The sequence below is a fragment of the Bullifex sp. genome (genome assembly GCF_034103065.1).
Classification (GTDB): Bacteria; Spirochaetota; Spirochaetia; order Sphaerochaetales; family Sphaerochaetaceae; genus Bullifex.
The window spans coordinates 1-12,242 of sequence record NZ_JAXEGN010000188.1; the positions used below are offsets into that span (position 1 = coordinate 1).

A 12,242-nucleotide genomic window follows, 5' to 3' on the forward strand; every position below is an offset into this window, starting at 1 on the left:
ATTAACAACAGGTAATAATGTAGTTGTTAAGTCTAGAATAAAGAATAATACTCCTTCTGAAATTAAAGATGAAACAATAATTGAAGAAAATATTATTTGCTCTCAAAAACATAGAGAATACTTTGTGAGTAAATTAGGAAAGAGCTTTTCTTTTAAAGTACCTTTCCAAAAGTGGCTTAAGGCTAATGCTGGTAAAACTTATCTCGAAGCTGTTAATGCATATAAGGATGTTATAAAGGAAAAACAGGAAATAGACCCTCAGTTTGAATATAATGCTTACGTTAAAGCTTTCTTTTCCACTTGTAAAGGATATAATCTTAATGATGCAATAAGGTGTTGGAACTATAAGAAAGCAAAAGCCTTGCATCCTATTTTTGAAGAATCAGATCTTGAAGTGTTGGAGAAATAATGTTTAAAAAGAGTGTTTATATTTTTATCATATTACTTTGTTTTGTTAGTTGTACAAGTAAAGAAAAAGAAAGTATGACTGTTAATATTGTTGATGGTGTAACACTCTATAATGGTGTTGAAAGAAGATACTTCGAAATTTGTGATGGTAAAGAGGGGGAGATAAAAGTATCCTTATTAAAAGAAAGTGGAACTTTCGGCTTAAAGGTCTCTTCTTTAGATAATCCTTCATATATCCCATATATTGGTTCTGATTGCCCTGAATATTTCGTAGTAAACTTAAAGGAGAGTGGTGAGTATGAAGCTATTATTACTGCAGAAAATTATAAAGGGACCTTTATGCTGGAGTTTAGTGAGAAATGATGCAAAGAGATTTGACCCATGGTAATGTAACTTCTTCTTTACTCTTATTTTCATTACCCATGATTTTGGGAAATCTTCTGCAGCAATGTTACAATGTAGCTGACACCCTAATAGTTGGTAGAGCAATTGGTTCTGATGCCCTAGCTGCAGTTGGCTCATCATTTACATTAATGACATTTCTTGTTTCAGTAATTTTGGGCCTTGCAATGGGAAGTGGAACACTTTTTTCAATTAGATTTGGGCAAAGAGATGAGGAGGGAATAAAGGATGCTGTAGCTGCAGCGTTTTTCCTAATAGCTATTATTACAGCACTAATTACTTTAATTACCTACTTAACAATTGATTATCTTGATACCTTCTTAAGTGTCCCTAATAGTATTTGGCCAATAATGAGAAGTTATCTATTAGTTATTTATTTAGGGATTCCTGCAATCTTTCTTTATAATTTCTTTTCTTCATTTTTAAGAGCTTTAGGTGAAGCAAGAACTCCTCTAATGTTTTTAGCTCTTTCCGCTATCTTAAATATCCTTTTGGATATTGTATTTATAGTTTTCCTTAATACTAGAGTTGTTGGTGCTGCTACTGCGACAGTGCTATCACAATATGTAGCAGGAATTGGAATTGCACTTTACTCATATAAGCACTCTAGATTATTGAGAGGTACCATCAAGATAAAACGAGTTAAGAAGGAAGTGTTAAAGACTTTATCAAGTTTTTCGTTTTTAACTTGTTTGCAACAATCGGTAATGAACCTAGGTATCTTAATGGTTCAAGGCCTTATAAATAGTTTTGGACCAATAATAATGGCTGCATATGCTGCTGCAGTTAAAATTGATGCTTTTGCTTATATGCCTTCCCAAGAATTTGGAAATGCGTTCTCAATATTTATTGCACAAAATAATGGAGCAAGAGAAAAGGAGCGAATCAAAAAGGGAATAAAGGTTGCATTTTCTATTTCAACTATTTATTGCTTGCTAATGGCTTTTATTTTAAATCTTGGTTCTAATTGGTTAATGAGATTATTTATCTCAGATAGTACCATTGTTAATGAGGGTGTTAGATACTTAAGAATAGAAGGTTCATTCTATATAGGAATAGGGTATCTTTTCTTGCTTTATGGTTTATTTAGAGCCTTAGCTAAACCAGGAATAAGTTTATTATTAACAATAATTTCATTAGGGACAAGAGTAGTACTTGCTTATATTTTATCTGCATTTATTGGAGTAGTTGGTATTTGGGCCTCAATTGTTATAGGATGGTTTTTTGCTGATACTATTGGCTTATTATTATATTTATGTTGTTTGAAAAAAGCATAGGAAAAAATATTATTTTATTTCTTAAATCTTTTCCTACCGCATTTGATTATGCTACTACTTTATTATGGTTGTATACATACATGGGGCTGGTGGAAGTGCTAGCGAAGCTGAATTTTATAGAGAAATTTTTAGTGAAGATGTAATAGGACTTGATTATAAAAGTAACACTCCTTGGGATTTTAAAGAAGAAACAAAGGTCTTCTTTGAAGAAAATAAGGACATTGTCTTAATTGCAAACAGTATTGGAGCTTATTTTGCAATGCTATGTAATTTTTCGTTTCGTAAAGCATTCCTTATTTCTCCTGTTGTCGATATGAAAAGGTTAATTGAAGGCATGATGAGAGAAAGAAATATTAGTTTAAAGGAGCTTGAAGAGAAGAAAGTAATAGCCGATTTATCTTGGGATTACTATACTTTTGCCTGCAATAATATCCCTCATATTAATAGCATAGCTCATATAGCTTATGGAGAGTTTGATAACCTTACTTCCTTAAAAACAATTTCTTCTTTTGCAAAGGAAAATAATGCAACATTAGATATTTTGAAAAATGGAGAGCATTACTTTCACACTCCTGAGGAAATGGATTTTCTTGCAAATTGGATTAGTAAATATAAATAAGACATACAGTTGTCATGTTTGGTGCTATATAATAGTGCCATGAAAAGTGAAAGACAATTAGCAATTCTTACAGTACTTCTTCAAAAGGATATTATTACAATATCTGAGCTTGCTAAAAAACTAGAGGTAAGTACTAGGACGATACAAAGAGATATAGATGATTTAAATCTCTCTGGAATTCCTATCGTTTCAAAGCAAGGGCTTGGTGGTGGTATTTCAATTTTAGATAGCTTTAAGCTTGATAAAACACTATTAAGTAGCAATGAAATGGCAGCAATACTATCTGGATTAAGAAGTCTAGATAGTGTTAGTAAGAGTAATAGTAACCGCTATTTAATGGAGAAACTTAGTGCGGGCTCTTCAAATATTATCACTGGTAGTGAGTATATGCTAATTGATCTCTCTTCTTGGTTTCATGATGATGTAACCGAAAAGATTAATACTTTCAAGAATGCAATCAGTAAAAGAAAACTCGTATCATTTAGATACATAAGTCCTACAAGTGATGAGATACGAAAGGTAGAACCATACTATTTGGTATTTCACTGGTCTAATTGGTATGTTTGGGCGTATTCAATTGAGCGTTCTGCTATGAGACTATTTAAGCTTAATAGAATAGAAAATATTTCTACCTTAGATGAAACCTATATTAATAGAAATCCTTCATTGCCATCTCTTTCATCTCAAAACATCTTTGACCAAGGACAAGAAGTAAGTGTTGCCTTTGATAGCAGTGTTAAATGGCGCCTTTATGAGAATTTTGGAAAAGAGAATTTATCACATCTTCCTGATGGCAGGATCCTTTTTAAGGGAAGATATGCAGATGAAGATTATTTTCTAACCTTTTTATTAACATTTAAGGATAAGGCAGAAGTATTAGAGCCTAAATATTTAAGAGAAAAGATTTGCACATTTTGTGATGAGATAAGAGGCATATATGAAAAAATGGTTTAATGAAGAGTATGAATTTGAATTAACTGTTAAAGGATATCTTAGAGGTGATAAAACTGAAGGATTATGTAGGAATGGAGAAGAAATAGGGGATGTTTATCACTCAACTTATGGTTCTCCTGTAAATGAAGAAGGTTTTGGAATTTGCCCTAAATTAATGATGATTGTTTACCCAATAATGGAAGCAATTAGAAGTGGTGGTAGCTTAAAAAATATCGGGGGAAGTGATGTTTTTGAGAAAGATATTGTATGTCCTGATGGCTGTGTGATTTTTCATCTTTCAGCAAAACCATTAAATAACCCTAATTTTTATACAGGAGAGATTGTTCATGAAAATTGATGGTAAAAAGAGCGAAAAAGAACTGTATAACCCAAAGAAAGAGCCGTCTATAATCAATGTTCCACCTATGTGGTATATAGTTGTAAAAGGAAAAGGGAATCCAAATGAAGAGGAAGGAGAGTATAAAAAGGCTTTAGAAAAATTATACATTGTTGCATTTACAATAAAAATGGATAAGAAACAGGTTTTTGACTATGTAGTACCTCCTCTTGAAGGCTTTTGGTATCAAGAAGGAGTTGTTGGTGTCGATAATAGTAATAAGGAATCTTTTTGTTGGTATTCTGTAATTCGACTTCCAATTGAAATTACTCAAGAAGAGTTTAACTACTATTTAACCATTTGTGAAAAGAAAAAGAACTTAGATTTTTCTAATGTTAAATTGGTTAAAGTTGAAGAAGGCTTATGTGTTCAATGCATGCATATTGGGTCCTTTGACAGTGAATCCTCTACAATAAATATGATGGAAGACTATCTATCACAAAATGGATATGTATTTGATTATACCGATAATAGATTACACCATGAGATTTATCTTTCTGATCCAAGAAGATGCAAAGTCGAGAACTGGAAAACTATTATTCGTATTCCAATAAGGAAAAGTTAATGGCAAGTATGTGGAGTCCCTGGAGAGGGTGTAAAAAGTGTAGTACTGGTTGTCTTCATTGTTATATTCATAAAGGTGATGCAAAACGAGGTATTAACACTTCTAATATTATTAAGACTAAGCAATTTGATTATCCAATTGCTAAGAATAAAAATGGATCATACAAGATGAAAGCTGGTCTTGTTTATCTATGCTTTTCTACTGACTTCTTGATAGAAGAAGCTGATGCGTGGAGAGAAGATGCTTGGCGCATGATAAAGGAAAGGAGTGATTGTCACTTTTTATTCTTAACTAAGCGAATAAGCAGACTAAAGGATTGTTTACCTCCTGATTGGAATAATGGTTATGAAAACGTAACTATTTGCTGCACAATTGAGGACCAAGATAGTGCAGATAAAAGGTTATCTATTTTTACTTCATTGCCGATAAAGCATAGAGTAATTACTGCTCAACCATTAATTGAGAAAATAGACATATCTAATTATTTAGATAATATTGAGGAGGTTGTTGTCGGCGGTGAATCTGATAAGGAAGCACGTATATTAGATTATTCTTGGGTGTTATCAATTAGAGAACAATGCCTAAATGCTAATGTTAATTTCACCTTTAGACAACTTGGTACTCATTTTGTAAAAGATGGACAATCTTACACAATTAAAACAAATTTACTAATGAGCCAAGCTAGAAAAGCTAATATAGATATTAAAATAAGGGATAAAAATGCAATATATACAAATTACTTCTGAAAATTTAGATAAAGAACATATTTGTTGTTCGATCTCCTCTAATAAAGATATTTCTGTAAAAAGTAAGAAGAACTGGCTTAGAGAACGATTTGAGGATGGTCTTGTCTTTTATAAATTGGACCAAAGAGGAAAGTGCTTTATCGAGTACATTCCAGCAGAAAAATCTTTTTATGGGGTCCATGCACCTGATTTTATGCATATTAATTGCTTATGGGTTTCTGGAGTATTTAAAAATAACGGACATGGAAAAGCACTGTTGGAGCATTGCATAAATGATTCAAAAGCTAAAGGGATGAAAGGTCTTACAGTAATAAGTTCAAAAAAGAAATTACCTTTTTTAGCAGATTCTTCATTTTTAGCTCACTATGGATTTATTGAATGTGATAGTGCTGAACCATATTTTACTTTAATTTATTTACCTTTTTCTAATAATGTCGAAAAGCCATTCTTCTTAGATAGTGTTAAGGCACCAGTATTAGATGATGGTTTTATTTTATACTATTCCAATGGTTGTCCTTTCACAGAAAAATATGTTCCTTTAATTGTAGATGTCTTTAATAAGCATAATATTTCTATCAAGGTTATAAAACTAGAGAGTGTAGAAGATGCAAAAGCTTCCCCATGTGCTTGGACAAACTTCTCACTCTTTTACAATAAAAAGTTAGTAACTCATGAAATCTTGAGTGAGAAGAAGACTGAAGAAATAATTAATAAATTGGTAATCAATTGCTAATAGATAAAAAATGGACCGAGGTGCAAGCTCGGTCCAACCTGTTTATATACTTTCAAAACTTATTTAGCTGTTACAAATAGTGTCATGTTTCCGCTTGTAGCGTTGAGGTGACCATTTTCAACTTCAACAACTGAACCGAAATCATCAAAAACACAGAAATCAAAATCTGAAGTAGCTGAGTTTGACATGATGTCAAATGAACCATCTTCTGAGAAAGAGAATGTTGTCTTCTCTTCAACAACTGCTCTGAGAGTAAGTGTGCATGACTGTGTCTTTGCAGAGATGGCTGTCATCGCTGTAAGAACTAATAAAACTATGCACAAAACTTTTTTCATTTCCTCTTTCCTTGTTACACTTTGAACATACAACATATTCGTGTACGAAGTCAATATGAAATAAGTTAATTTTATATAATAAAAGGAATTAACATGTGACATCAGAACTTGTTACATTACATATAACATTGTACATGGTTCGTACCTATGACAAACTTATTTTCTTATATATAGAAATGTTTGTACGCTAAATGTTAGAAGTGTACGAAGTTTTTCGTTGTTTTATGCGTTAAAATGGGGATTTTATGAATGTCATAAGTAAACTTCTGACATTAACCACAACATTGAACAAAGTACAAAAATGTACGAAGTTGTTTTTATAATAAAAATTTTAACTTTTTTTATTTGTACTAGCAAAAATGAGTAAAAATCCTTAGATTGTGAGCATAAAAGGATTCTTTTTTATTATGAATATCTATTTAGATTTATTTCTAACGTTTGCAAAGATGGGAGTAATGACCTTTGGTGGAGGTTATGCAATGCTTCCAATACTTCAAAAAGAAGTAGTACAAAAGAAAAAATGGGCAAGTGATGAAGAGATTATGGATTACTTTGCAATTGGACAGTGTACTCCAGGTATTATTGCAGTTAATACTGCTACCTTTGTTGGTCAAAAGACTGCAGGTAATTTAGGTGGCGTCATTGCAACACTTGGTATTGTTTTTCCTTGTTTTGTCATTATTTCGCTTTTAGCAGGTGTTATTGAGACATTCTCACACCTTGTATTTGTTCAAAAGGCTTTTGCTGGAATTAGAATTTGTGTTTGCGTATTAATTTTAAATGCGGTTATGAAGCTTTTTAAGAAAGCTATTGTTGATAAACCAACTTTAGTAATTTTTATTATAGTTACTATACTTGCTTATTTTACAGCAATTAATCCTATTGTATTTGTTGTTACTGCGGCTTTAGCAGGAATAATAATTCAGAGTATCAAAGGGAGGAATGCTAAATGATGGTATTACTTCAGCTCTTTTATGAATTTTTTAAAGTAGGTCTTTTTGCTGTTGGTGGTGGTATGGCTACTATCCCATTTTTATATGATATAGCTGAAAGAACAAACTGGTTTACTCAGATGGATTTAATGAACATGATTGCCGTAAGTGAATCAACACCAGGACCTATTGGTGTAAATATGGCAACTTATGTTGGTTATGTAACCGGAATGGGACAGGGGGGAATAGTAACTGCTATTCTTGGTTCCTTAATTGCTTCTTTAGGTCTAGTAGCACCATCTATTATTGTCATATTAATAGTTGCAAAGTTCTTACAGAGTTTTAGAGATAACAAGTATGTTAATAATGCTTTTTATGGTTTAAGGCCTACCTCTGCAGGTTTAATTGCTGCTGCAGGACTAAGTGTAGCAGTAACAAACCTTCTTAATCTTACACTTATTAAGAATGCAGGATTGTGCATTGAGGCTGTAAATTGGAAGGGATTAATCCTTGCAGTTGTACTTTGGATTTTTACAAATAAAGTTAAAAAGACAAAGAATCTTCACCCAATTATTTTTATTGGTATTTCCGCTGTTGTAGGTATAGTTTTCTCATTCTAACTACTTTAATGCCTTTAAGGCTTTAATAATTGGACCCTTCTTTTCATCATCTAGCATAATATACGAAGCTATTGTTGAAGGAAGGGTTTTTAATAAATTCTTTAAAAAGTCATCAAAATCTGTTGCTCCTGTTCTTTCTATCATTTCAAATAGAGCTTCTACAAAAAGCTGTCTATCCTTATCAGAGAGGTTTGTAAGAACCTTATTAATCTTTAAATTTCTTTTAATTGCATCTCTTGATAGCTTTTTTGCTTCAACTAAACCATCTTCATAAACTTGCCAAGTAAATGGATCATGCTGCAAGAGAGAAACACTAGAACTTCTAATTATTCTAATATTCTCTGGATTTTTTAGAAGTAATCCTATAACAGAGGATTGTGGAACAATTTTAACAATCTTTTCTGATATTCTTCTATAGCCTTCACTATCTAAGGCCTCAAGGGGGAACCCTGGTCCATCAAAGGAATAGACAGAAATAATCTTATCTTGGATTTCCTCACTAGCATTGAATGCGGAATATATAGCAAGGTTTCCTCCTTTTGAGTGCCCTCCAATTATTATTTTATTTGCTTTTGAGCCAATTTTACTTAAGTATTTTAACGCTTCAGTTTGTGATGGAATTGGATACTTAAATGCCATGTTAAAGTCTTCCTTCCATCCTGTGAAAGAGGCATCTGTTCCTCTAAAGGCAATAAATATTGTATCTTTATCTATATCAAAGGTAATGGCATAGAATTGCTTTTCACTTTCTTGATCTAGTTTTTGAACTTTATTTCTTACTCTAATATCTCTGTATCTTGGAGATGCTACGAGTGTCATAAACATTTCTCTAGCTTGTTTAGGATTAAATGTTCCATTAAAGAAAGTATCATAATACTCAAGATAGTTAAGATCTTTTATTTTTAAGCCTTTAGCTGTTTTAATTTTATCGAAAAATGAAGGGAAATCAAAATAAGAAAAGTAGCTAAATACTAAGGCATCAAGTTCATTAAGAGCTTTCTTTTCAAAGGTTTCAAAACATGAAGAAGTGTAATTAACAAGATTATCCATATCAGTAATATAATATTTTTTATATCAACTTGAGTAGTTTATTGTTTAAATTGAGATTGATAGCTATTAAAATTTATAAGCTATGAAGGATGTTAAGATAACTGTAATTAGAAAGACAGAGTATAAAGATTTGATAGAAAAATATGAAAACACTGTTAATAATCCATGCTGTGTAAATGAAGGGGAAATATACATATCTCAAAATGCAAATTTGCCAGAGGGGTTTTGCCAAAGCGCATGGCATGATTTATACCCTTTTGTTTTTGCACTCTCTTCTGGTTCAAATAGTATTTATGATAATTGGATGAAAAACCCTCATAGTGCAATGATTTCTTGTAATGATGGATTTCGACCTGTTAGTTTTCTTTTAGAAGTTGAGGAATAATTATGAAATTTATAAGCACAAAAGAATTTATATATAGAAATGCAAGGCCTCTTGATGTTGCAAGATTTAAATTTCTATTTGGATTTGGCACCATAGATGATGTGTTAAATTGTTTATCATATTATCAAAATGAAGATGGTGGCTTTGGCCATGGTTTAGAACTAGATTGTTTAAACCCTAATTCTTCTCCTATGCAAACATTAGTTGCAACCCAAATAATTAATGAAATAGGAGGGCTAAATAAAGAACATAATATGATTTGTGGAATATTAGATTATCTTTCATCAAAAAAAGACTTTGATGGTAGCTTCTGGGCAAATACTATTGCAACAAATAATGACTATCCTCATGCTCCTTGGTGGAATTATAATCCAAACGTAAAATCTTATAATCCAACGGCATCACTAGCAGGTTTTATCCTTTTGTATGGTGAAAAAGATAGTGAGATATATAATATTGCTAAAAGAGTAGCAAAAGAAGCATATTTATATTTCAAAAATAATTGTCCTATTGAGTCAATGCACACTGTTGTTTGTTTCGTGGAACTATATGAATATTTAAAACAAGCTGATGTTAATCTAGTTGATATGGATGAGTATTATTCACTACTCATAAAACAGCTTTCAGCTCTTTTATCTGTAGATACCACAAATTGGGATAAAGAATATGTTGCAAGACCTTCACTTTATATTTCTTCAAAAGAAAGTGATTTTTATAAACCATTTATCAATGAGTGTAAAAGTGAATGTAATTTTATTAGGAATACTATGAAAAACGATGGTACTTGGACAATAAATTGGGAATGGGATTCTTACCCCGAAGAGTGGGCTGTAGTAAAAAACTATTGGAAATGTGATCAAGCTATAAGAAATTTAAAATTCTATTTCGGTGTTAGTAATTGAAATAAAACGGAACCTGATTATTTCAGATTCCGTTTTCATATATCGGGCAGACTGGACTCGAACCAGCTACCACATGGTCCCGAACCATGCATTCTACCAGGTGAACTACTGCCCGATTTGTCAAAAATCATATTCTATTTGATAATAAATGAAAAGGGGCACAGTTGTTAGCTGTGCCCTTAAAATGTTTATTTTTGAATCATTTTTTCTTGAGGTATTTAACACTATCGAGAGCAACTGCTGCGATAATGATGATACCCTTGAATACGAACTGAAGGTTAGTATCGATACCTAAGAATGTAAGACAGTATGTTAAGCTTGTGAAGATGATTACACCAAGTACTGCACCACCAATCTTACCAATACCACCATTAAATGAAATACCACCTACTACACAAGCTGCGATAGCATCAAGCTCGAAGCCCTGACCTGTACCAGCAGATGCGTTAGCTCTGAATGCTTCTAAGAATGATCCACATCCATAGAAAACACCAGCCATGATAAATACACATAATGTTACTTTAAATACTGAAATACCTGATACAGCTGCAGCTTCAGCGTTACCACCTACTGCATACATGTTTTTACCGAATGTGGTTTTATTCCAAATAAACCATGCAACGATAATAGCAATTACAGCTGGAATGATGAGTTTTGGGAATGTAATAAGTTGTCCACCACTTACACCTAAAATCCATCTACCACCAATTGCATCTTTAATTCCAGCATCAATAGAACCTACAGGTGTACCTGTTGTTCCGAAGAACAAGAGACCGTATATAATAAGCTGTGTTGAAAGGGTTGAAATAAAAGGGTGAATCTTTAACTTAGCTGTGAATACACCTGCAAAGGATGAGAATGCAACACAGAGAAGTATAGAAACAAAAAGTGACATTACAACTCTAACAAACATTGGAAGTGCAGTGAAATCCCATGGACCCATACCGAAGAACTTAACAATGTTAACACCTGGGTGAAGGATGAGACCTGTTGTTACAGAACCAAGTGCTACCATTCTACCTACAGAAAGGTCAGTTCCTGCAAGGAGGATTAAGCCTGCTACACCAAGAGCATAGAACATTCTTGTTGAGCTTTGTTCGAGAATTGTGAAGATGTTAGGTAATGAAAGTAGGTTACCTTTTCCTGTTGCTGGCGCTAATACAATACAGATAATGAAGAATACGATGATAGCAAGGTAAAGACCATTATCTAATAAGAATTTAGAAAGCTTGAACTTATTTACATAATCAGTAAACTTAAGCTTCATATTTTCTGCAAAGTTAGTTTTACCATTTCTTAAACTTCTGTTTGTTTGAACGTGGTCAACATAAGCTTGGTTCTTAGCTGCTTTAGAGCGGTCTACTTTAGTTGTATATTGGCTCTTTGCATCGAAGAGAGCTGACTTTGCTTCATATTTAATTGTATCAATTTCAGCTTTTCTTTCTTTTGGATCTGAAATAGTAACTTTACTAATTCTTTCCTCTAAGCGAGTTTTAACAGCAGCACACTGTTTGTCATACTCAGCTTTATAAGCTGCAATGTTTGCATTTTCCTCTTCTTTAACTCTATCTTCAATTTTCTTTGAAAGATCATTTACATAAGCTACTGCTTCTTTTGTAAGACTATCAATTTCTGCCTTATGCTTAGCTGCATCAGCTTTTGCTGCTTCTACATCTTTTGCATATTGGCTAAGGAGCTTATCCTTTGCCTCTTGCGAAAGCATCTTACTTTTCTTTGTTGTATAAATTAACTGTTTTGTGTCAGCGAGCTTGGTAACACCATCTTGGCGTAGTGCCGCAAGTTTACTCTTATAACCTTGAAGTTTTACATCTTCTTCAAGAGAAAGAGGTATATTATTAATTGCCATTTGTTCCTCCTTATAGATATTTAGCTGAAAGTCTTAAAAGCTCTTCTTGGTTTGTTTCCTTAGTATTAACA

16 protein-coding genes and 1 tRNA gene are annotated in these 12,242 nt (G+C 32.5%); 13 read left to right on the top strand and 4 right to left on the bottom strand.

What is annotated here, in order from left to right:
* The 9 genes from SOY52_RS07210 to SOY52_RS07250 all read left to right on the top strand — a co-directional run.
* Nucleotides 1-409: DUF6434 domain-containing protein (locus tag SOY52_RS07210; RefSeq protein WP_320848287.1), on the top strand; the 409-nt coding region annotated here is incomplete at its 5' end.
* The gene (locus SOY52_RS07215) at nucleotides 409-771 is read left to right on the top strand and encodes a hypothetical protein (RefSeq protein WP_320848288.1); all 363 of its coding nucleotides are present in this window, start codon (nucleotides 409-411) and stop codon (nucleotides 769-771) included. The genes SOY52_RS07210 and SOY52_RS07215, both read left to right, overlap by 1 nt.
* Complete coding sequence (locus SOY52_RS07220) at nucleotides 768-2,087, top strand: MATE family efflux transporter (RefSeq protein ID WP_320848289.1); 1,320 nt, start codon at nucleotides 768-770, stop codon at nucleotides 2,085-2,087. Before SOY52_RS07215 ends, SOY52_RS07220 begins: the two co-directional genes overlap by 4 nt.
* 64 nt (nucleotides 2,088-2,151) lie before the next feature.
* The gene (locus tag SOY52_RS07225; protein WP_320848290.1) at nucleotides 2,152-2,706 is read left to right on the top strand and encodes an alpha/beta hydrolase; all 555 of its coding nucleotides are present in this window, start codon (nucleotides 2,152-2,154) and stop codon (nucleotides 2,704-2,706) included.
* Between the two features lie 39 nt (nucleotides 2,707-2,745).
* The gene (locus SOY52_RS07230) at nucleotides 2,746-3,660 is read left to right on the top strand and encodes a YafY family protein (RefSeq protein WP_320848291.1); all 915 of its coding nucleotides are present in this window, start codon (nucleotides 2,746-2,748) and stop codon (nucleotides 3,658-3,660) included.
* A complete protein-coding gene (locus SOY52_RS07235; protein ID WP_320848292.1) occupies nucleotides 3,644-3,997 on the top strand; it encodes a TIGR04076 family protein in 354 nt (117 codons plus the stop codon). Before SOY52_RS07230 ends, SOY52_RS07235 begins: the two co-directional genes overlap by 17 nt.
* On the top strand, nucleotides 3,987-4,601 hold the full coding sequence (locus tag SOY52_RS07240) for a GyrI-like domain-containing protein (RefSeq protein WP_320848293.1): 615 nt from the start codon (nucleotides 3,987-3,989) through the stop codon (nucleotides 4,599-4,601). Before SOY52_RS07235 ends, SOY52_RS07240 begins: the two co-directional genes overlap by 11 nt.
* Entirely contained in the window at nucleotides 4,601-5,347 is a 747-nt protein-coding gene (locus SOY52_RS07245; RefSeq protein ID WP_320848294.1) for a DUF5131 family protein, read from the top strand. Before SOY52_RS07240 ends, SOY52_RS07245 begins: the two co-directional genes overlap by 1 nt.
* Entirely contained in the window at nucleotides 5,322-6,080 is a 759-nt protein-coding gene (locus SOY52_RS07250) for an N-acetyltransferase (protein WP_320848295.1), read from the top strand. Before SOY52_RS07245 ends, SOY52_RS07250 begins: the two co-directional genes overlap by 26 nt.
* A gap of 59 nt (nucleotides 6,081-6,139) precedes the next feature.
* Here the strand turns inward: SOY52_RS07250 and SOY52_RS07255 are convergent, their stop codons facing one another.
* On the bottom strand, nucleotides 6,140-6,415 hold the full coding sequence (locus tag SOY52_RS07255) for a hypothetical protein (RefSeq protein ID WP_320848296.1): 276 nt from the start codon (nucleotides 6,413-6,415) through the stop codon (nucleotides 6,140-6,142).
* Between the two features lie 407 nt (nucleotides 6,416-6,822).
* Between SOY52_RS07255 and SOY52_RS07260 the strand changes: the two genes are divergently transcribed.
* Both SOY52_RS07260 and SOY52_RS07265 read left to right on the top strand, forming a co-directional pair.
* Entirely contained in the window at nucleotides 6,823-7,368 is a 546-nt protein-coding gene (locus SOY52_RS07260) for a chromate transporter (protein ID WP_320848297.1), read from the top strand.
* Nucleotides 7,365-7,967 (top strand): chromate transporter, encoded by a 603-nt coding sequence (locus SOY52_RS07265; RefSeq protein WP_320848298.1) that lies wholly within the window; start codon nucleotides 7,365-7,367, stop codon nucleotides 7,965-7,967. Before SOY52_RS07260 ends, SOY52_RS07265 begins: the two co-directional genes overlap by 4 nt.
* On the opposite strand, the gene SOY52_RS07270 is transcribed toward SOY52_RS07265, so the two are convergent.
* Nucleotides 7,968-9,017, bottom strand: a complete 1,050-nt coding sequence (locus SOY52_RS07270; protein WP_320848299.1) for a DUF2974 domain-containing protein — start codon at nucleotides 9,015-9,017, stop codon at nucleotides 7,968-7,970.
* An 82-nt stretch (nucleotides 9,018-9,099) separates the two neighbouring features.
* Between SOY52_RS07270 and SOY52_RS07275 the strand changes: the two genes are divergently transcribed.
* Nucleotides 9,100-9,402 carry a TIGR04076 family protein gene (locus SOY52_RS07275; protein ID WP_320848300.1) on the top strand — a complete coding sequence of 101 codons (303 nt, stop codon included), beginning with the start codon at nucleotides 9,100-9,102 and terminating at the stop codon, nucleotides 9,400-9,402.
* 2 nt (nucleotides 9,403-9,404) lie between these two features.
* Nucleotides 9,405-10,304, top strand: a complete 900-nt coding sequence (locus tag SOY52_RS07280) for a hypothetical protein (protein WP_320848301.1) — start codon at nucleotides 9,405-9,407, stop codon at nucleotides 10,302-10,304.
* Nucleotides 10,305-10,346: 42 nt separating this feature from the next.
* Here the strand turns inward: SOY52_RS07280 and SOY52_RS07285 are convergent.
* Together SOY52_RS07285 and SOY52_RS07290 are read right to left on the bottom strand one after the other, a co-directional pair.
* Nucleotides 10,347-10,419: transfer RNA gene (locus tag SOY52_RS07285), tRNA-Pro, on the bottom strand.
* Nucleotides 10,420-10,503: 84 nt separating this feature from the next.
* Complete coding sequence (locus SOY52_RS07290) at nucleotides 10,504-12,171, bottom strand: ABC transporter permease subunit (RefSeq protein WP_320848302.1); 1,668 nt, start codon at nucleotides 12,169-12,171, stop codon at nucleotides 10,504-10,506.
* Nucleotides 12,172-12,242 lie beyond the last annotated feature (71 nt).

Bases quoted from the DNA above. Each gene is read 5' to 3' on its own strand.
- SOY52_RS07280 (WP_320848301.1), top strand. From the start codon at position 9,405: ATGAAATTTATAAGCACAAAAGAATTTATATATAGAAATGCAAGGCCT.
- SOY52_RS07250 (WP_320848295.1), top strand. From the start codon at position 5,322: ATGCAATATATACAAATTACTTCTGAAAATTTAGATAAAGAACATATT.
- SOY52_RS07260 (WP_320848297.1), top strand. From the start codon at position 6,823: ATGAATATCTATTTAGATTTATTTCTAACGTTTGCAAAGATGGGAGTA.
- SOY52_RS07230 (WP_320848291.1), top strand. From the start codon at position 2,746: ATGAAAAGTGAAAGACAATTAGCAATTCTTACAGTACTTCTTCAAAAG.
- SOY52_RS07220 (WP_320848289.1), top strand. From the start codon at position 768: ATGATGCAAAGAGATTTGACCCATGGTAATGTAACTTCTTCTTTACTC.
- SOY52_RS07245 (WP_320848294.1), top strand. From the start codon at position 4,601: ATGGCAAGTATGTGGAGTCCCTGGAGAGGGTGTAAAAAGTGTAGTACT.
- SOY52_RS07270 (WP_320848299.1), bottom strand. From the start codon at position 9,017: ATGGATAATCTTGTTAATTACACTTCTTCATGTTTTGAAACCTTTGAA.
- SOY52_RS07275 (WP_320848300.1), top strand. From the start codon at position 9,100: ATGAAGGATGTTAAGATAACTGTAATTAGAAAGACAGAGTATAAAGAT.
- SOY52_RS07225 (WP_320848290.1), top strand. From the start codon at position 2,152: ATGGTTGTATACATACATGGGGCTGGTGGAAGTGCTAGCGAAGCTGAA.
- SOY52_RS07265 (WP_320848298.1), top strand. From the start codon at position 7,365: ATGATGGTATTACTTCAGCTCTTTTATGAATTTTTTAAAGTAGGTCTT.
- SOY52_RS07235 (WP_320848292.1), top strand. From the start codon at position 3,644: ATGAAAAAATGGTTTAATGAAGAGTATGAATTTGAATTAACTGTTAAA.
- SOY52_RS07290 (WP_320848302.1), bottom strand. From the start codon at position 12,171: ATGGCAATTAATAATATACCTCTTTCTCTTGAAGAAGATGTAAAACTT.
- SOY52_RS07255 (WP_320848296.1), bottom strand. From the start codon at position 6,415: ATGAAAAAAGTTTTGTGCATAGTTTTATTAGTTCTTACAGCGATGACA.
- SOY52_RS07215 (WP_320848288.1), top strand. From the start codon at position 409: ATGTTTAAAAAGAGTGTTTATATTTTTATCATATTACTTTGTTTTGTT.
- SOY52_RS07240 (WP_320848293.1), top strand. From the start codon at position 3,987: ATGAAAATTGATGGTAAAAAGAGCGAAAAAGAACTGTATAACCCAAAG.